This is a genomic window from Marinobacter sp. LQ44 (assembly GCF_001447155.2).
Lineage (GTDB): Bacteria > Pseudomonadota > Gammaproteobacteria > Pseudomonadales > Oleiphilaceae > Marinobacter.
Window position 1 is genome coordinate 2,843,240 of sequence record NZ_CP014754.1, and the last position, 18,488, is coordinate 2,861,727.

The 18,488-nt window shown below is 55.9% G+C and carries 16 protein-coding genes; 8 read left to right on the top strand and 8 right to left on the bottom strand.

Going from position 1 to position 18,488, the window contains the following annotated elements; translation table 11 throughout:
- Window positions 1-131: 131 nt before the first annotated feature.
- Entirely contained in the window at window positions 132-632 is a 501-nt protein-coding gene (locus tag ASQ50_RS13050) for a DnaJ domain-containing protein (protein ID WP_058092601.1), read from the top strand.
- Here ASQ50_RS13050 and ASQ50_RS13055 read toward each other — a convergent pair whose 3' ends face one another.
- A complete protein-coding gene (locus ASQ50_RS13055) occupies window positions 633-1,418 on the bottom strand; it encodes a secretin N-terminal domain-containing protein (protein WP_058092600.1) in 786 nt (261 codons plus the stop codon).
- Between the two features lie 363 nt (window positions 1,419-1,781).
- On the opposite strand from ASQ50_RS13055, the gene ASQ50_RS13060 reads away from it, so the two are divergent.
- Window positions 1,782-2,834: a 3-deoxy-7-phosphoheptulonate synthase gene (locus ASQ50_RS13060; protein ID WP_058092599.1), complete on the top strand. Its 1,053-nt coding sequence runs from the start codon at window positions 1,782-1,784 to the stop codon at window positions 2,832-2,834.
- On the opposite strand, the gene ASQ50_RS13065 is transcribed toward ASQ50_RS13060, so the two are convergent.
- A complete protein-coding gene (locus tag ASQ50_RS13065) occupies window positions 2,779-3,450 on the bottom strand; it encodes a LysE family translocator (protein ID WP_058092598.1) in 672 nt (223 codons plus the stop codon). The two genes, ASQ50_RS13060 and ASQ50_RS13065, sit on opposite strands and share 56 nt — an antisense overlap.
- Before the next feature lie 163 nt (window positions 3,451-3,613).
- Here ASQ50_RS13065 and ASQ50_RS13070 point away from each other — a divergent pair, with 163 nt between their 5' ends.
- Window positions 3,614-5,053: a dihydrolipoyl dehydrogenase gene (locus ASQ50_RS13070; protein WP_058092597.1), complete on the top strand. Its 1,440-nt coding sequence runs from the start codon at window positions 3,614-3,616 to the stop codon at window positions 5,051-5,053.
- 51 nt (window positions 5,054-5,104) lie between these two features.
- Here ASQ50_RS13070 and ASQ50_RS13075 read toward each other — a convergent pair whose 3' ends face one another.
- Window positions 5,105-5,380, bottom strand: coding sequence for a DUF2061 domain-containing protein (locus tag ASQ50_RS13075; protein WP_058092596.1), 276 nt, complete (start codon window positions 5,378-5,380; stop codon window positions 5,105-5,107).
- 230 nt (window positions 5,381-5,610) lie between these two features.
- Here ASQ50_RS13075 and ASQ50_RS13080 point away from each other — a divergent pair, with 230 nt between their 5' ends.
- Both ASQ50_RS13080 and ASQ50_RS13085 read left to right on the top strand, forming a co-directional pair.
- Complete coding sequence (locus tag ASQ50_RS13080) at window positions 5,611-6,084, top strand: Dps family protein (protein WP_058092595.1); 474 nt, start codon at window positions 5,611-5,613, stop codon at window positions 6,082-6,084.
- Window positions 6,085-6,193: 109 nt separating this feature from the next.
- Complete coding sequence (locus ASQ50_RS13085; protein ID WP_068351672.1) at window positions 6,194-7,408, top strand: IS256 family transposase; 1,215 nt, start codon at window positions 6,194-6,196, stop codon at window positions 7,406-7,408.
- 52 nt (window positions 7,409-7,460) lie between these two features.
- Here the strand turns inward: ASQ50_RS13085 and ASQ50_RS13090 are convergent, their stop codons facing one another.
- From ASQ50_RS13090 to ASQ50_RS13110, 5 genes are all read right to left on the bottom strand, one after another.
- On the bottom strand, window positions 7,461-8,423 hold the full coding sequence (locus ASQ50_RS13090; RefSeq protein WP_068351505.1) for an IS30 family transposase: 963 nt from the start codon (window positions 8,421-8,423) through the stop codon (window positions 7,461-7,463).
- A gap of 66 nt (window positions 8,424-8,489) precedes the next feature.
- Window positions 8,490-9,287: a hypothetical protein gene (locus ASQ50_RS13095; protein ID WP_058092647.1), complete on the bottom strand. Its 798-nt coding sequence runs from the start codon at window positions 9,285-9,287 to the stop codon at window positions 8,490-8,492.
- A 358-nt stretch (window positions 9,288-9,645) separates the two neighbouring features.
- A complete protein-coding gene (locus ASQ50_RS13100) occupies window positions 9,646-10,824 on the bottom strand; it encodes a hypothetical protein (RefSeq protein ID WP_058092646.1) in 1,179 nt (392 codons plus the stop codon).
- 98 nt (window positions 10,825-10,922) lie between these two features.
- Window positions 10,923-11,096 carry a TonB-dependent receptor gene (locus ASQ50_RS21230; protein WP_197061332.1) on the bottom strand — a complete coding sequence of 58 codons (174 nt, stop codon included), beginning with the start codon at window positions 11,094-11,096 and terminating at the stop codon, window positions 10,923-10,925.
- A gap of 232 nt (window positions 11,097-11,328) precedes the next feature.
- Window positions 11,329-12,414, bottom strand: coding sequence for an OprO/OprP family phosphate-selective porin (locus tag ASQ50_RS13110; protein ID WP_068351508.1), 1,086 nt, complete (start codon window positions 12,412-12,414; stop codon window positions 11,329-11,331).
- Between the two features lie 409 nt (window positions 12,415-12,823).
- Between ASQ50_RS13110 and ASQ50_RS13115 the strand changes: the two genes are divergently transcribed.
- Genes ASQ50_RS13115 through ASQ50_RS13125 form a run of 3 tightly spaced genes read left to right on the top strand, consistent with a single transcriptional unit; the run spans window position 12,824 to window position 18,462 of the window.
- A complete protein-coding gene (locus ASQ50_RS13115; protein ID WP_227513165.1) occupies window positions 12,824-13,963 on the top strand; it encodes a TolC family protein in 1,140 nt (379 codons plus the stop codon).
- A 21-nt stretch (window positions 13,964-13,984) separates the two neighbouring features.
- Entirely contained in the window at window positions 13,985-15,250 is a 1,266-nt protein-coding gene (locus ASQ50_RS13120) for an efflux RND transporter periplasmic adaptor subunit (protein WP_068351511.1), read from the top strand.
- Window positions 15,251-15,264: 14 nt separating this feature from the next.
- Window positions 15,265-18,462 carry an efflux RND transporter permease subunit gene (locus ASQ50_RS13125; protein ID WP_068351513.1) on the top strand — a complete coding sequence of 1,066 codons (3,198 nt, stop codon included), beginning with the start codon at window positions 15,265-15,267 and terminating at the stop codon, window positions 18,460-18,462.
- Window positions 18,463-18,488 lie beyond the last annotated feature (26 nt).

Sequence of the window (18,488 nt, forward strand, 5' to 3'; positions counted from 1 at the left end):
ATGAAACTACGATGACGTCGCCTTGCCGGATCTTGTGCTTTACGGATGTAAAATCGCAGTTTCGCATACATAATGGCACGGGAGTGTATCTGTTATGCTCCTGTCACGATGTGAACGGGTGAGAGGATGTAATGCAGCTAATTCTCGGCCTGGCCCTGGCGGCCGCCGTGTTTGTCATCTTGAAAAAATGGGGCGCTCTGTCACCGGAAGGCCAGAAAGCCGCCATATGGAAAGCGGTGCTGGTGGTGGGCGGCGCCCTGTTGTTGTTTATGGTGCTGACCGGGCGGGTCCATGTGTTGACGGCAGCGGTTGCCGCGATCATTCCGTTGCTGCGCAAGCTGCCGGCGCTGTTGAAGTTTGCCCCCCTGGTTCGCCGGGCGATGGGCGATAACAAAGGGCCAGCTCCGGGTGGAGCGTCAGGTGCCCGAGCCGATGTGGCAACTCAGGGCCCGATGACCGAACAGGAAGCTTGTGACATCCTCGGTTTAAAGCCCGGCTGCAGCCGGGAGGAAGTGACCGCGGCCCACCGGCGGCTGATGCTCAAGGTACACCCGGACCGGGGTGGTAACGATTACCTGGCGGCCAAGCTCAACGAGGCCCGGGACCTGCTGCTCGGTAAACGGGCAGCGTAATCAGGGCAGAATGTCCACTTTCACGTCCACCGACTGGTTTTCAGAGCGGTTGCCGGTTACCCGGTAAGTAATGCCATCCTGACGATGATTCTGGGACGTGCTGGTGCCACCCAGGGACACCCACTGACCGGGTTCAACCCGTCGAATGGTCATCAAGGCTTCGGTTTCATAGCCCTGGATACTGGCCGGATCTTCCTCAAACGAGACGATATTCAGCTCTACCGTCTGGTCGGATATGGCCTGGGGTGTCACGATAAAGCCGCTGCGGGTTTCTACCTGTTCGAGTATCGCCGCCGGGTTGCGCCCGCCCTGGACCGCAAACGGTATGGTGCGCACATTGCCGGAGGTGATGTGGGCGGACTGGCCATCCTGGACCACCAGTTGCCGTTCAGTGCTGGAATTGGTGCTTATGGTGCGGCGTTCGACATTGGCGCCGGCCCGGTTGTCGGAAATCGTCACGCCACCGCCGGACTGCTTGCCGCCGATGTCCTGCCGGTAGCGAACGCTGATACGCATCTGCACGGGTGGTACGTCGATGGAGTCAATCAACATGCCAATCTCATCCAGCAATCCCGGCTCACCACGAACCACCAGTTGCTGTCCCCGGGCGGAGACTGAGACGGGAGCCTGCTGATAGAGTTCTTTAATCTGGTTGGCAACGTCAGCAGAGGTGCGGTTGTTGAGCTGGTAAACGCGAGACTCCTGGGCGAGGGCAAGGGTTGAAAACAGGGCAAACACCAGTGCCAACAGGCTGGTTGTGATGGAGTGGGTCGTGCGTTCAGTCATCGGGGCCTCCGGAGCCGTTACACATACCCGCCAAAAATATTCCGGATTGCGGGTTGCCAATCTGAAAACCGCGGGGTTATAGTGAAAAGCATGAAGACCACACACGCAGCCTGTCAATTGAATGTTTTGAAAGCTTTCGGTGAGAAACTGAAGGCCGCAGGTTCTGCTGTGTATTTTTGGTGGTTTGGTTATGGCTTTTATTTTAGCCAGAGCCCGGGCCGCCCGTAAGATCTTCATCGACCGAATTTAACGAGGAAGGCAGCCCGGCAAGCAACCCAGGCTGCCACCGGACTCAAAAAAGCCCCGACTGGTAGCCCAGCCGGGGCTTTTTTGATTCTGACACAGGGAAACGGGAACACAGACATGAACATGCCGCTGAAATCCGAAACGCTGGGCGAGCAAATCGCAAGTGCCTGCCAGCACCGACAGGAAGCCACACTGCCCACCGCGGGCGAGTTGCGCCAGCAGTTTCCTGCCGGTGAGCACCTGGTTCGGGCCATCGCCAGTTACCGTGAGCAGATCCGCGCCGTACTGCACGGTCAGGACGACCGAACCCTGATTGTGATGGGTCCGTGTTCGATTCACGATGAACAGGCCGCCCTGGATTACGCTACCCGTCTGAAAACCCTGACGGACGAGGTGAGTGATCGCTTCCTGATAGTAATGCGCGCCTACCTGGAAAAACCACGCACCACGGTGGGTTGGAAAGGCCTTTTATACGATCCCGAGCGCACCGGCCAGGGCGACCTGAAGCAGGGCCTGGAACGTTCCCGCAAGCTGTTGCTGGCGCTCTCTGAGCTGGGTTTGCCGCTGGCGACGGAAGCCCTGAGCCCGTTCATGATGGATTACCTGGGTGACCTGGTGAGCTGGACCGCCATCGGTGCCCGCACCACCGAATCCCAGATTCATCGGGAAATGGTCAGCGGTTTGCCCATGCCAACCGGGTTCAAAAACGGCACCGATGGCGGGGTAGCGGTGGCCACCCACGCCATGCAGTCTGCCTCTTACCCGCATCATCACTTGGGTATTTCCCACGCCGGGGCGCCGGTGATGGTCACGACGGCGGGCAATCCGGATACTCACCTGGTGCTGCGTGGTGGCCGGGGCGTGACCAATTACGACGCCGGGAGTATTGCCAGGGCCGTGGCGGAATTGCAGAAGGCTGGTGTGTCGACCGCGGTGATGGTGGATTGCAGTCACGATAACGCCTGCAAGCAGGCGGAGCGGCAACTGGACATTGCCCGTGAGGTCATGGCCCAGAAGCGCGCGGGCAATACGCACATCAAGGGCTTGATGCTGGAAAGCTTCCTGACCTTCGGCCGCCAGGATGACGGTGACGATCTGATCTATGGCTGCTCGATCACCGATCCGTGCCTGTCGTGGGAACAGACAGAGGCTCTGATCCGGTCACTGTAGACAGCAGTAGTTGCCCGGCCAGCAGCACCAGAATGCCCCCCATCAGCCTGTCCAGCCAGTGTCCGAACCGGCTGAATCCCCGGCGGACGCGGGGCTGAGTGAAGAACACGGCTACCATGGCAAACCAGAGCCCGGTTGCGAGCGCCATGTAGAGGCCGTAGCCGGCCTGCAGCAACAGGGGAGTGCCGGGGTTGATCACCACTGAAAACAGAGACACAAAAAACAGTGTGGCCTTGGGATTCAGGGCGTTGGTCAGAAACCCCAACCGAAATGCACCCCAGCCGGTCTGGACTTTGCTGCCCTTTGCCTCGACGTGAACACCTCCCGGTTTTGCCCGCAGGCAATGCCAGGCAATCCAGAGCAGATACAGTGCCCCGACCACTTTCAGTACGGTGAACAGCATAATCGACTGCTGAATGATCAGCCCGATGCCCAGCAACGAATACCCCACATGCAGCAAGATACCCAGGCCTATGCCGCCGGCACTGAGCAAGGCATTACGGCGTGACTGGGTCAGCGCCTGCCTTAGCATGATGGCAAAGTCCGGGCCCGGACTGGCCACTGCCAGCAGGTGGACCAGTGCGACGGTTAGGAATTCCAGCCAGTAATTGTGCACCTGAGATCTCCGGAAAGCGTGTGTAGGTTACTAAGCAGCTTGCTCGTGACTCGCAAGCATAAGCGGATTTTTTCCCGGTTTCACCTGTCAGGTACCGGTAAGGTTTCTATACTTGCAGTTTAACTGGCCGAAATATCGGGTTTTTTGATCGCCGGGAGGCATGATGGACAAGCGAGAAGTGGATGTAGCGATTATCGGCGCGGGTACCGCCGGCATGGTCGCCTATCAGCGAGTGCGCAAAGTGACCGACAGCGTGGTGCTGATCGAGGGTGAGCAATACGGCACCACCTGTGCAAGGGTTGGTTGCATGCCCAGCAAGTTGCTGATTGCGGCCGCCGAGCGGGCCCACGATGTTGCCACGGCGGATCGCTTTGGGGTGCTGGCCGGGGAGGTCAGAGTCGACGGCCGACGAGTGATGGAACGGGTTCGTGCCGAGCGGGACCGGTTTGTCGCGCCGGTTGTTCGTTCCATGGAGTCTCTGCCTGCTGAACACCGCCTGATGGGGCATGCCCGCTTTGTGGATAGCCATCGACTGGCGGTGGGGGATCACACCGAAGTTACGGCGGGGCGCATCATCATTGCCACCGGGTCGAGGGCCAATATTCCAGGCGCTTTAAAAGAGGCTAAAGACCGCCTTATCGTGAATGACGATGTGTTCGACTGGCAGGATCTGCCCGGTTCGGTTGCTGTCTTTGGTCCTGGCATCATTGGTCTTGAGCTGGGCCAGGCGTTGAGCCGTTTGGGTGTGCGTGTCCGGTTGTTCGGCGTCAGCGGCGGCATTGGTGGCCTGCGGGATGAAAAGATTCGTGACTATGCCCTGAACACGTTCCGCGAGGAATTTGCCCTCAGCCCGAAAGCCGACACCAAAAAGGTGGAGCGCACAGAACAAGGGGTTGAGGTTACCTGGGTGGAGGATGGCATAGAACATAAGGAATGCTTTGATTACCTGCTGGCCGCCACCGGTCGGCGCCCGAACGTCGATAACCTGGATATCCAGAATGCCGGGATTGAGCTGGATGACCGGGGCATGCCGGATTTTGACGACCACACTCTGCGCTGCGGCGACAGTCACATTTTCATTGCCGGTGATGTGAACAACCATCGGCCCTTGCTGCATGAGGCCGCCGATGAGGGTCGCATAGCGGGAGACAACGCAGCCGCCTGGCCGGATGTGCAGGCCGGATTACGCAAAACGCCGCTGGCGGTGGTGTTTGCCGACCCGCAAATTGCCTCGGTCGGGCTGACTATCCATCAGGTTGATGAGAAGTGCCAGGGCTGTTTTGCCGTGGGTGAGGTGTGTTTTGAAGATCAGGGCCGCAGCAAGGTGATTGGCAAAGACCGTGGCCTGTTGAGAGTATACGGGGAGCATGGCAGCGGCTTGTTCATGGGTGCGGAAATGTTCGGGCCGGCGGCAGAGCACATTGCTCACCTGCTGGCCTGGTCGGCGCAGCAGCGACTGACAGTCAGTGAGATGCTGGAAATGCCCTTTTACCACCCGGTGATTGAAGAGGGCCTGCGCACGGCGCTGAAAGACCTGAACCGCAATCTCAAGATTGGCCCCGCGCCAGCCGAAGGCTGCATGGATTGTGGGCCAGGGGTTTGACCCGGCCTACGGACCCGGACTGCAATCAGGGCGCAGCTGACTTGACCTGAATCAGCAACCCGGTGCGGTATTGTGCCGTAAGCTGGGGCCTTCGACGGTTGCATTTCGCTGGTGCCGGGCCCATATCTTCTCGTGGAAGAAGTAGGCTACAGTGTTGATGGCAGGTTCGACCATCGCTATCAAGCTACCGATCAAGATATCGCCGGTCAGCAGGTAAGCAACGGAGAACGCCACGATAAAGTGGGTGATGGCAAAGGTGATTGTTTTCAGTAGTGACTGGTCACCTTTTGCACCGTGATTGTGAACAAAGTCTTTCAGTGCGCTCATGATCAGCTCCGCATCATTCGGGTCGTTATATCCATTTAAGGATAAACGAGAACTATTTCCAAATAGATTGTGCGATCCTCTTTGATAGCTGAGAACTATTATTTTTGATTTTTCAATATAATCTCATGCTATCACCGGGATTAAACAACTAAACTTCAGTCATCAGGCGCTCGGGCCTAAGCTGGGTGTCATAGGAAGTAAAAACCCTAACGCGAATCAGGAGGTTCAATATGGGTAAGAATTTCATCGGTCTTGATACAGACAAGACTCAGAAGCTTGCAGATTCCCTGAACGGGCTGTTGGCCAACTACCAGATTTTCTACATGAACGTGCGCGGTTACCACTGGAACATCAAGGGTGACAATTTCTTCGAACTGCACGCCAAGTTTGAGGAGTTGTATGACGACCTGCTGCTGAAAATCGATGAGATCGCAGAGCGGGTACTGACCTTGGGTCACCGGCCTTCACACGCCTACAGCACCTACATTGAGACATCTGACGTGCCAGAGCGCAAAGACGTTGCCGACGGTAAAGAAGCGGTAGGCAATATCGTAGAAAGCTTCGGCAAGTTGATCGCCAAGCAGCGTGAACTGCTGAGCCTGGCCGGCGATGCCGACGACGAGGGCACCGCAGCCCTGATGAGCGATTATATTTCTCAGCAGGAAAAAACGGTGTGGATGTACCGGAGCTATCTGGGCCAGTAACTGCTTGGCTGAAAACGCTTTGAACGCATGGCGGGAGGCTGTAAACCAAATTGTGTAACTGCTCACGACTGAGTAATCTTTTCAAAAGGATACCATCGTGGGTACACAAGTGGACCAAGAAAAACTCAAAGCTATGGCCGCCGAGCTGGCCAAGGACATCAAGTCTGAAAAAGATCTCGGAGCCCTCACTCAGCAACTGGTCAAGCTGACGGTCGAGACCGCCCTCAATGCCGAACTGGACGAGCATCTCGGATACGAGAAGCATGCGCCTGAAGGCCGTGGCACCGGCAACAGTCGAAATGGCTATACCGCCAAGCGCCTGAAGGGCCAGCACGGAGATGTGCCGATAGAGGCTCCCCGTGACCGTGATGGCTCTTTCGAACCTCAGTTCGTCCGCAAGGGCCAGTCCCGCCTGACCCAGATGGATGACCAGATCCTGGCGCTATACGCCAAGGGCCTGAGCACCCGGGATATCGTGGACGCCTTCAAGGAGATGTATGACGCCGACATCTCGGCCACTCTGGTGTCCAAGGTGACGGAGCGGGTGATCGAGCAGGTTCAGGAGTGGCAGAACCGTCCGCTGGATCCGATCTATCCCATCGTCTATCTGGACTGCATCGTGCTGAAAATTCGTCAGGACAAGAGGGTGATCAACAAGTCCCTATACCTGGCCCTGGGCATCAACATGGAAGACCAGAAGGAGCTGCTAGGCCTCTGGCTGGCCGAGACCGAAGGCGCGAAGTTCTGGTTGTCGGTACTGACGGAACTGAAGAACCGTGGTCTGGAGGACATCCTGATCGCCTGCGTGGACGGCCTCAAGGGCTTCCCGGATGCTATTGCTGCTGAGTACCCTCAGACCAAGGTGCAGCTGTGCATCGTGCACATGGTTCGCAACTCGCTGCGCTACGTGTCCTGGAAGGACTATAAGGCCGTGACGGCCGATCTGAAGCAGATCTACCAGTCTGCCTCGGAACACGAAGCCCGGCAGGCGTTGGAGGCCTTCGGAGAACGCTGGGACGGTCAGTACCCACAGATCTCCCGATCCTGGCACAGCCATTGGGACAACCTGATCACCATCTTCGAGTATCCTCCGGCCATCCGAAAAGTGATCTACACCACCAATGCCATTGAGTCGCTGAACAGCGTCATCCGCAAAGCCACCAAGCGCCGTAAGCTGTTCCCCAGCGATGACTCGGCACTGAAAGTGGCCTTCCTGGCGATCCAGCAGGCCTCAAAGAAATGGACGATGCCGATCCGTGATTGGAAGCCGGCATTGAATCGCTTTATTATCGAATTCGGTGACCGTCTGGACGGTCACCTGTAATGGGATGGGCAGTTACACAGATTTATTTACAGGCTCCCGCAGCACCGCTCATTTATAGTGCCCCGGAATATTCACCCCAGAACACCTCTGCCGGTGTCCGGTAACCCAGCCGTTTCCTGGGTCGGTTATTCAGCTGCTCAACCACTCGATTGATATGAGTTTGGGACAGCTTGGCGAAGTTCGTCCCTTTCGGGTAGTACTGGCGTAGCAAACCATTCGTGTTCTCATTGGTGCCTCGCTGACCCGAGCAATACGGATCACAAAAATAGGCGTCCAAGTTCAGCGCTTTGGCCATGTGTTCATGCTCTGAAAACTCACTGCCGTTATCCAAGGTCAAAGTTTGAGCCGCGCCCCGAATCGGCTGCAGAAGACGAATCACGGTTCGCGCTGTCTGTTTGGCCGTGAACTCGGGTAGACGACCTGCAAGCAAGTAGCCGCTCCGACGCTCAACCAGAGTTACTACACCAGATTGCTTGTGGCCCTGAAGAACTGTGTCGCCTTCCCAGTGCCCCAGCGCGCCGCGGCTTTCAACTTCTTCCGGGCGATGTTCAATGCCCGTGCGATTGGGTATTTTGCCTAAGCCTGCATCCTTGGCATTGCGCCTACGACCGCGGCTGTTTCTGTGCCGGCAATAGCGCCAGAGATTGCCGCCGCTGAGCCGGTCACGATGGATCAGATCATAGATCCACTGGTGACTGACACGAACCGGCGTCTTCATGCGATTCATGAAGCCGGCGATCTGTTCAGGGCTCCAGTGTTGCTTTAATCGTGTGCTGACCCACTCTGTCAGCCACTGCAATCTTTTGTGCCATTTAAAGGCTCGGCTGCGCCTGGCGTTCGACTGTTGCTGCGCGTGCTCGGGGTCATAGCCCGAGGTGCTGTTTCGCCTTAACTCACGGCTAACGGTGCTGCTGTGGCAACCGATTATTCCGGCGATCTGTCGTTGGCTTTTGCCGGCCACACGCAAGGCCGAAATCTGATATCGTTGTGTCTGGGTCAGTTGTCGGTACTTCATCACTGCTTCACTTTGGTCGGTAAAGTCCGTGAGGGTACCGGCAACGGCCCTCCCATCTCTACCTGGTTACACCAAAGTGCTGCAGTTATTATCTGAATTCACGCCTGAAAGAGGGGTGAAGGTTACGCCCTCTATCGTGCCCGTCTGGTAAATGGCCGTGCCTTTAACAAACAGGTTGCCGCCAGAGGACGGGCTTCTGTAGTCAAAGGTTCCGCCAACGTTTGACACGTCGTACCTGGAATTGTCAGCAATCGCTTTGAGCTCGTAGCCAATGCTGTTGATGTTTCCCTGACCTTCTGAGATCTGATCATTAGTCTGGTACAGCAAGAAGCCACCGAGCTTAAGGTTAGGACTCATTGCGCCGTCAATATTGATGGCGAAGTTGTCCGCACCGTCAAAGCCGTCATCAGCAGATTCCGCGGTGTTTTCGTTAGACGAATCACCCCGTCCCCACAAAAGCTGATAATTCCACATGTGGGACAGTGGGCCCTGGGCCATCACACCCGTTGCCGTTTCATTCCACAAGTGCTTGTCAACGGATACCGGTTGCAAGCCCATCTTGATTCGGTGGTCGCTGTTGGAAGGTGCAGCGAAGTCAACGTATGCCCAGCGGGTCTCTACGTTGACGCCGTCGCCTGAGAAGTCGCCACCTGAGCCCTCGCCGTAGCGAATGCCACCAATTTCCGTGGCGTAAACACCCTTGACTTCATCGTTATCCGTTGCCGCTTCAAACCAGAAACGATACTTAAGTTCGCCGAAATTTTCGGTTTCACCGTCGTCTTTCAGTGTGTTTTCTTTACCCGTCAGGCCGGACCCATTAAACCAGTCGCGCTGATTGCTGTAGGCCTGGAACCGGTTATTCATGTCACCGTGAAAACAAATTTTGCTGCCTGGACTGATACGCTATAACCCATTGCGGCGTTCGCGATAAGAATCGCCGAGCACAGCCTTGCTTTGCTGAAGTTGGACACTTTTATTCCCCCGATAATTCACGTGCACAGAGCCGTCAACGTGTCAGGCTGTGTGGCCTCATGATTGCCAAACTGGACTTTTCGCTTGAACGAGAGTTGTTTAAGCACTCTCTTTGGCGGAAAGGTCTGAATCTATGACCAAATAGTCAATACCGAAAAAATCTTTACCGTGAAAACCTTCGGCGCCCCAACCCTAAAATGTTCAGAGTCAAAGCGCCGAAGACTAGTCTTTCGGCTGTCGTTACGACAGTTTAAAAGTTGTACTGAGCGGCAAACAGCAACCGGCTCGCATCCCCATCGTCACCATCAACCTCGTCAACCGCGAAGTAGCTGTATTCAATACCCATGGTCACTGCTTTCACAGGAGACCACTGGTAGTTAATCATCGCCATGGTGTTGGTTTCCTGTTTGTTACCAATACCGGCTGAACCGGGAAGATCGCGCAGCGCGTCATCCCAATCTACCTCCACCATGCCGACGCCCGTGTTTATTGAGCGGCCACCGCCAAGGTCAAAGGACGCGCCAGCTGAGGCACTGTACCCGCTGATCAACTCAATGCTGCCTGAGCTATCGACATAGCCGTACTCTACGGCATAATTTTCACCGGACCGGTACAGGTAGATGTCGCCACCGTTTACGTAGTTGAAAACGCCATACAGTGTCACTGTGTCCGTGGCTGCGAAGGTGAGCGCGCCAAAAGCGCCGTAAGCGATTTCACTATCGTCCTGTGTGCCAGTATCGTAATCAATTTGGCGCAAAAATGCGGCAGTTGAGTAAGAAACGGCACCAGCGCTATCCTCCAGGCGTGCGGTTACAATTGGCAGACTCGTTTTCTGCTCAATGGATGGATCGGTAGCGATGAGGCTTGCGAAATTAAAGGGCTGTTCGAGGGAGACGGACAATGGACCGCTGGTATAACGCAACTGAGCTGTCCGGAACTGGCTACCTGCGTTGCCTGGCATGCCGTCAAACTCGAGTGTCGGGATGAAGCCGACAAAGCTGTTATAGTTTGACCAGTTTTGGCCCGCCATCACACCCTCGTACTCGCCATACGCGTGACGAAGCCGGAGGTTGCCGTACCGAAAGCCGCCCTCAACGACTATCTTGACTCCCTGGGGAAGCGTCGCTTTCACGCCGAGCCTGCTTTGCGTCGCGTCAGCGCCGAAATAGCCAGTGGCCTCGTTGATTTCGTCTGCTCCAGTATTAATCTTGCTGAAGTCGCCCGCCCGAGTTGGTTCCGCAATGTCCTCGTCAATGTCGTAGCTGGCGTTAAGACGGGCGTAACCGTACAATTCTATTTCGTAGCCCTTCAGATCGCTCATATGGTCGGCATCGCCCATAAGCTTCATGGCACTAGCTGGACTCGCCATGCCCAAAACCAGCAGGGAGGTTGCTGCCTGGATGGAAGTTCTCAGTGTTGATCTTTTCATTTGTTGTCTCCGAGTTCTATTACTATTGGACCCGACGATGAGGTTAGTTAGCAATCGGTAACAATTCAAATGAATTTGCATTTTATTTAGACGAAGGTCTATGAGTTTTTTTCGTTGTGATACAGATATCTGCGGTTACCTGAGCAGCCAGTATCGCTGTAGTGGCTGTAGAAACCGATGGCTTCGACGTTGAGCGCGCCATAGCGCAAACGGGCACCCAGTTCGTAGTTCACGTTGATTTCCGGGTCTAGGTCGGTGTCAATGGCACCCACTCCGGGCAGCAGCTCCGTGTTAGGGCAGCAGTTCCGTGGTGCCAGGCTGGTGCGCACCTTGGTGAGAAAACCATAAAAAAAGGGCAGAAAAATCTGCCCTAAAAACCTGAGTAACTCATTTACTCGCAAACAAGTCTAGCAGGGTAGTCTGAATCCAGCTTGAATTTTCAGATTATTTTTTACAACGATTCTCACTTACTGGCGTCAAGTTAAACATGCGCTCGATCAAGGATTAGAATGCGTACTGGAACCTTGCGCGAACTTCATCTCCGCTAGCGCCATTGGCTTCTTCGCCATCCATGTAGCTCATTCCAAGTCGAACATTCTTGTTGGCGTAATAGTTAACGCCCAGTGTTGTTTGCTTACCGTCGGTCGTGGTCAGCCCCACATCATTGTATTTTCCGTCACCATCCTCAAAGCGGGCAATAACTTCCCAGGCTCCTTTGGGCGATGACGGTTCCACTCGCTTGAACGCCCCAGCCTTGTAAGGACGGCTTTCGCCGGTGACAACCCAACCAAGCTGTACGTAATAACCATCAACATCCACCTGGCCTTCCTCGGAATCGAAATATTCGGCCTGGGCATGGAAGGGCCCGAAAGCGCCGGCGAGCTCCAGATTAAACGTATCGACCTCATCGGCCTGAGTGTCGGCATCACGCGTGGTATAACCCGCACCAAGATGAACAACCATATTGTTCGTTTGAATCGGTGCAACCGTGCCCCGTGCGGTTACTGCCGTGTTATTGAAGTCGTCGCTGCCATCGCCGTCTGCCTCGAAATAGCCGATACCGTAGGTCCAGTTGTCGCCTTTGCCACTGAGCTGGATGCCGCCGTTGCGACCGGGGGTATAACGCTCGGTCATGGCGGATCGCTCAAGGGCCGAGATGTCTTTTGAACTCGTTAATTGTTCCAGGCCGAATGGCTCTTTCTGCTTACCAATAGTCACGGTTGCAGCTGAGCCAAATCCCAGGTAGCGAATGTACAGGTCCTCAGCGTCCCCGCCGTCGGCGCCATCACTCTCAGCCACGTTGAACTGGGCTTTGTACGCCCAGTCGCCAAAGTGGCCCTTGGCGTAGAGGCGTGCCCGGCGCACGTCGAAATCGGTAGTGTCAACACCGTTGGCGTCAGACTGCGTGGCGTCGTAATCCCATTGAAGGCGCCCGCCGAGCTGAAAAGACGCAGAGTTATCCGACACTTTCACTTTGATACCGCTGTCGGTATCGATCACAAGGTCTTTGCCGCTGGTCGTAACAGTTCCGGCCTGTGCGGCGGAAGCTGCAGAAATCGCCAAAGCCAAGCCCAAATATTTCCTGCTCATAGTGGTTTTTTCCTTTCAGTTTGCTTGTGGGTATTGAAGAATCAATGGAAAGTCTATTTGGTAAAGATTGCAGTTTGTTTACAAATGATGCATCGAAACAGGGCATCGGTTCGGGCCTGTGACAGGTTTTGGCGCGCTGCGTGTTGCGGCCCTATTCTTGGTCAAGCTAAGAGTTCGCCGCTTAAGTCCCAGGACTCTGACAAATAACAATGGATGACGCTTCGAATTCAAGTTCGTTTCAACCTTTTCACTTACTATCTCCACCTACCTTGTCATGGGCGTCTCGCCCCCATGAATTGTGGCTAACAACCCCTTCGGGAGAAAGTCGATGAAGGCAAGCAAGCACTCGCCCAGGGCGTTGCTGTGTTCAGTACTATTGTCTATTCCTCTGTTCGGTCAAGCGGAGACTGTGAATTGGACAAATTGGCTCACTGGCCAGATAAGCAAGCATCCGGATGTCATGGCGGCGACAGAGCAGGCGGCAGCCCGGGATGCGGATGCTGAGGCAAGCGAACAACCGCTGTATAACCCGGAGCTGTCTGTTGGAGCAGACAGAACGGGCAGTGAAAACAACTTTGAGGCAGGGCTATCACAAACGATCGATTGGTCTGATCAACAGGGTGCGCTAAAGGACAAGGCAAAGCTGATCAGGCTTTCCGCTGAAGCTGATTTGAACGAGGCGGTTTTGGCACAAACGTCCGAGTCGCTGTTTGCGCTTGTCGAGTGGCGCGCGGCGACGCGTGCCGAAGAAATTGCGGAATCCCAGCAACACCGTCTGGATGCCTTGCTGGAGCAGGTTGAGCAACGCCAGCAGGCGGGCGACCTGGGGAGTACCGATGCAGAGCTGCTTTTTTTAAGCCTTTCTCAGCAGCTCAGTGAACTCGCCCAGGCAAAGGCTGCGGTTGATCAGGCGCAAGCCCGGGTCAGAGAGCTTCTGCCGGATTGGCGGCCTCAGGATGGGGGGATCCCCGGGCACATTTGGCCGGCTCTTGCTTCCAGGGTCGATAACGACAATTTGCTGGATCATCCGTCAATTGCTGCTGCCCGCGCGAGGTGGCAGGTGTTGCGGAGCGAAGCCGAGGTGGTCAGTCGCAGAGCGGCGGCATCTCCCACGGTCGGGCTGAGCGGAGGGCGTGATGGCGGTGAGAACCTGGTTGGCCTGACGTTCTCGATCCCTCTGAATGTCCGTAATAACTACCGTGCCGAAATCCAAGCTGCCAACCGACGATCATTAGAGGCCGAAGCTCGGTTTCAGGCACTTTATCGGAAGCAGCAGTATGATCTGGCGGGCGCCCGAGCTGCCTGGAAGCGATACGACACCCAACTTCGTCGATGGACAGAACTCTCCCAGGGGCGTGTACAGCGAAGTGCTGATTTGCTTGAGAAGCAGTGGCAGGTCGGCGACCTCTCCACCTCCGAGTATCTCCAGGCGCTGGGCCAGCGCGCGGAGAGCCTGAAAACCGGTATTGAACTGGAAAAGCTGGCCCAGTTGGGTCTGATTGAGCTCTTGAGCCAGTCTGGCGAACTGATCACCCTCTTCCAATACTAGTCTGGAAACTGGATATTCATTATGAAAAAAACTCTGATTTCTGTATTCGCATTGACGTTGCTTACAGCCCCACTTTCTTTTGTACAGGCAGAGGAAGATGCTCATCAGGAAGTCGGTCATGATCATGCTGCCAGTGGCGACGATCATCAGGAAGTCACCGGTGAGGAGGGCGAGCATAAGGAAGATCATGGTGAAGAAGGTGAGCATGAGGAGGAAGGTGATCATGAAGAGGAAGGGGGGCACGGCCACGAAGACGAGAACGGTGGCCATGAAGAAGCGGCCACCGCAAGCATCAATGCCAAACAGAAAGAGCTCGCCGGCATTGAAGTAGCAACCCTCGAAAGCAAGCACGTTGACTATGAAATCTACGCTCCCGGTGAGCTGCTGACCAACGGCTATACCAGCTATCACGTGTCCCCCCGGGTTGCCTCAGTGGTGCTGCGGCGTCACGTGGAACTGGGTGAGCACGTAACCAAGGGCCAGCCGCTGGTAACCCTGTTCAGTGAGACGGTGGCACAGGCGCAGGCGGATTACAGGAAAGCTTTTCCTGAATGGAAGCGAATCAGCGGGCTGGGTCGTTCCGTGGTTGGCGATCAGCGGTTCAATACAGCGAAAGCCAACATTGAAGCAGCAAGGGCGACTCTGCTTGCTTACGGGCTGAACGATGATGACATTGGTGCGTTGAAGGCCAGCGGGGTGGATAGTCTCGGTGAATACATGCTCAGGGCTCGCGTGGATGGTGCAGTACTGACCGATGAGTTTGAGCAAGGACAAAGAGTTGAGGCTGGCCAGCCGCTGGTGACTCTTGCTGATGAGAGTGAGCTTTGGGTAGAAGCCCATCTGCCAGCAAGCTCCGACATTGTTCTAGAGAAGGGCGCGGAAGCCGAAGTCAGGGCAGCGGGTCGTGTGGGCGTGGCAACGGTGTCCCAGGAAGCCCACACCATTGATCCTGTGACCCGCACGCGGATTGTCAGGCTGGAGCTGGACAATCCTGAAGATCGTTTTCATCCAGGAATGTTCGCAGATGTGTATTTTCGTTTTAAGACCAGCGAGCCGGTGCTTGCCGTGCCGGAGACTGCATTAATGCGTGGCGCGGACGGCGACTGGACGGTCTATGTGGAAGAGGCCGAAGGCGAGTATGAACCCGTGGAAGTGGAACTGGGCCGCTCAATTGGCGGGCTCCGTGAGGTTTCCGGCCTGGCTGCGGGCCAACGAGTCGTTTTGCGGGGCGCATTTTTTGTGGCCTCTGAGATTGCCAAAGGCGGCTTTGATCCGCACAACCACTGATTCCGGGAGCCATTATGTTCAACCGAGTTGTCGACTGGGCGGTTCAGAACCGCCTGTTGGTTCTTATTGCGCTTGCAGTGCTTATCGCCACGGCCGCGTTTCAGATACCAAAACTGAATCTTGATGCTTTCCCCGACGTTACAAACGTCCAGGTCGCTGTTAATACAGAGGCGCCCGGACTTGCGGCTGAGGAAGTCGAGCAGCTGATCACCTATCCCATTGAAGCGGTGATGTATGCGTTGCCGGATGTTGAGGAGGTTCGGTCCATCTCCAAAACCGGGTTGTCCGGTGTCACCGTGGTCTTTAAAGAGGGCACGGATATCTATTTCGCGCGCCAGTTGGTGTTCGAACGGTTACAGGCCGCGCGGGAGCTGATTCCGGATGGTGTCGGTGTGCCTGAAATGGGCCCGAATACGTCCGGTCTCGGCCAGGTCTACCAGTACCTGCTGATAGCGGACCCGGATTCGGGGTACGACGCAATGGAACTACGCAGCCTGCACGACTGGCTGGTCAAGCTGTTGCTGATACCGGCTGAAGGGGTTACGGAGATCCTGTCGTTTGGCGGAGAGGTCCGCCAATACCAGGTGAACCTGAATCCGGCTCGAATGCTGTCCTATGACCTATCACAGAACGACGTCATGGAAGCCCTGGAGAACAACAACTCCAATGTCGGTGGTTGGTACATGGGCCGCGGGCAGGAGCAACTGGTTATCCGTGGTATGGGCTGGTTGGGCAGTGGCGAGGAGGGCCTGGAGCAGATCCGACAAGTACCCGTGAAAACCAGTGATGGCATTACGGTGACCGTGAGCGACGTCGCTCAGGTGACGCTGGGCACTGAGATTCGTCAGGGTGCGGTGACCATGACCCGGAAGGGTGAAGACGGTCAGGTTGAACAACTGGGTGAAGTGGTTTCCGGCATTGTACTCAAACGAATGGGAGCCAACACAAAAGCCACCATCGACGGCATCGAGGCCCGCGTTGATCGCATAAACCAGGCGCTTCCGAGTGGGGTTCGTTTTGAGCCCTATTACAACCAGGCGGATCTGGTGACCAAGGCCGTAGAGACGGTGACCAATGCGCTTATGTTGGCTTTTGTGTTTATTGCGATTGTGCTTGCCCTGTTCCTGATGAATCTGCGGGCAACTACGCTGGTGCTGCTTTCAATACCGATTTCCATCGGTATTGCGCTGATGATCATGGCCTGGTTCGGTCTCTCGGCCAACCTGATGTCTCTGGGCGGTATTGCTGTGGCAATCGGCATGCTGGTGGATGGCTCTGTTGTTATGGTTGAGAACATGTTCAAGCATCTGACCCATCCTGATGCTGAGCATGACGCCCATCGGGATGAGTTGGCTGGAGATGACCCCGATCCATTGAACGCGTCACACGATGATCATGGCATTGCCCTTCGTCTCCAGGAAGCCGGCCGGGAAGTGGCGCGGCCGATTTTTTTCGCGACGGCGATTATCCTGGTCGTTTTCATGCCTCTGTTCAGCTTCGAAGGTGTGGAAGCCAAGCTGTTCCAGCCAATGGCAATCAGCATCATGCTGGCTATCGTGTCGGCGGTGATCGTCGCTCTGGTGGTTGTACCCGCGCTGGCGTCATACATGTTCCGTAAGGGTATCCGGGAGCGGGAAAGCTTCATTCTAAAACCCCTGGAAAAGCTCTATCGCATGGGGCTTGCCTGGTCACTGAAGCATAGCCGCGTGGTTGTTGGCGCGGCGGCGGTTCTTGTTGTACTGGCGGCGCTGATTGTTCCACGACTGGGCACGGAGTTCGTGCCTGAACTGGAAGAGGGCACGATTAACCTCCGGGTGACCCTGGCCCCTTCATCAAGCCTCGATACGGCGCTTGAAGTGGCGCCGAAACTGGAGGCCATGCTGATGGAGTTTCCAGAGGTGACCTACGCCCTGTCCCGGGCGGGCCGACCGGAAATAGGCGGCGATCCGGAGCCCGTCAACAACATCGAAATCTACATTGGCCTCAAGCCAACAGCCGAGTGGACCAGCGCCAGTAATCGCTATGAATTGCAGGCCCTGTTTGAGGCGAAGCTCGAACAGCACCCGGGGCTACTGTTTAACTTTTCTCAGCCTATTGCAACTCGGGTTGACGAATTGTTGTCTGGTGTCCGCGCGCAGTTGGCCATCAAACTCTTTGGCCCGGATCTCAAGGTGCTGGCCGAGAAAGGCCAACAGATCGAAGCGGCGGTCCGAACTGTTCAGGGGACCCGGGACGTGGCCATGGAGCAGATTGCCGGTGAAGCGCAGTTGGTGGTTCAGCCAGACCGTCAGGCACTTTCCCGGTACGGACTCGCCGTGTCTGATGTGATGAGTGTCGTCCGGGACGGACTGGGTGGTGCCGCCGCGGGCCAGATCATCAACGGAAATGAGCGGTACGATATCTATGTGCGCCTGGCCAAACGTTTCCGGGAAGACCGGGATGCCATTGCTGATCTCAGGTTGCAGGCGCCTTCCGGAGCCTGGGTGAGACTCGGTGATGTGGCCGATGTGTCTATTGAGTCCGGCCCGCCCCAGGTGCGCCGCGACGACGTTCAGCGCCGTGTGGTCATTCAGTCCAATGTGCAGGGTCGTGACATGGGCAGTGTGGTTGTCGATATTCAGGATACCATCGCGTCAGAAGTGAACCTTCCCCCCGGCTATTCGGTGGATATTGGTGGTCAGTTCGAAAACCAGCAGCGAGCTCAGAAACGATTGACCATTGTGGTACCTGTATCTCTGGGGCTAATTGCGCTGTTGCTCTACTTCGCTTTCAGTTCGGTTGGTCAAGCGCTGTTGATTCTGGTCAACGTGCCGCTTGCCGTAATTGGTGGTGTCTTTTCGCTCTGGGTCTCCGGCCAGTATCTTTCAGTGCCCAGTTCCGTTGGATTTATCACACTGTTTGGTGTGGCGGTGCTTAACGGGGTCGTTATGGTCGAAAGCATCAATCAGCGAATACAGGATGGGTTGAACGTGGATACCGCGGTGTTTGAAGGTGCCGTCTCCCGTTTACGTCCTGTCTTGATGACAGCAATAACCTCGGCGCTCGGCTTGATACCGATGCTGTTGTCGACGGGCGTGGGAGCGGAAATCCAGAAGCCACTGGCCAGCGTGATTGTTGGTGGTCTCGTGACTGCAACTTTCCTGACACTCTTTGTTTTGCCGGTTCTGTTCGGTCGCTTTTCAAGAGCCAAGGTGGGTGATATCCAACGGTAAAAAATGGGGGGAAGCCGTGCTGCGTC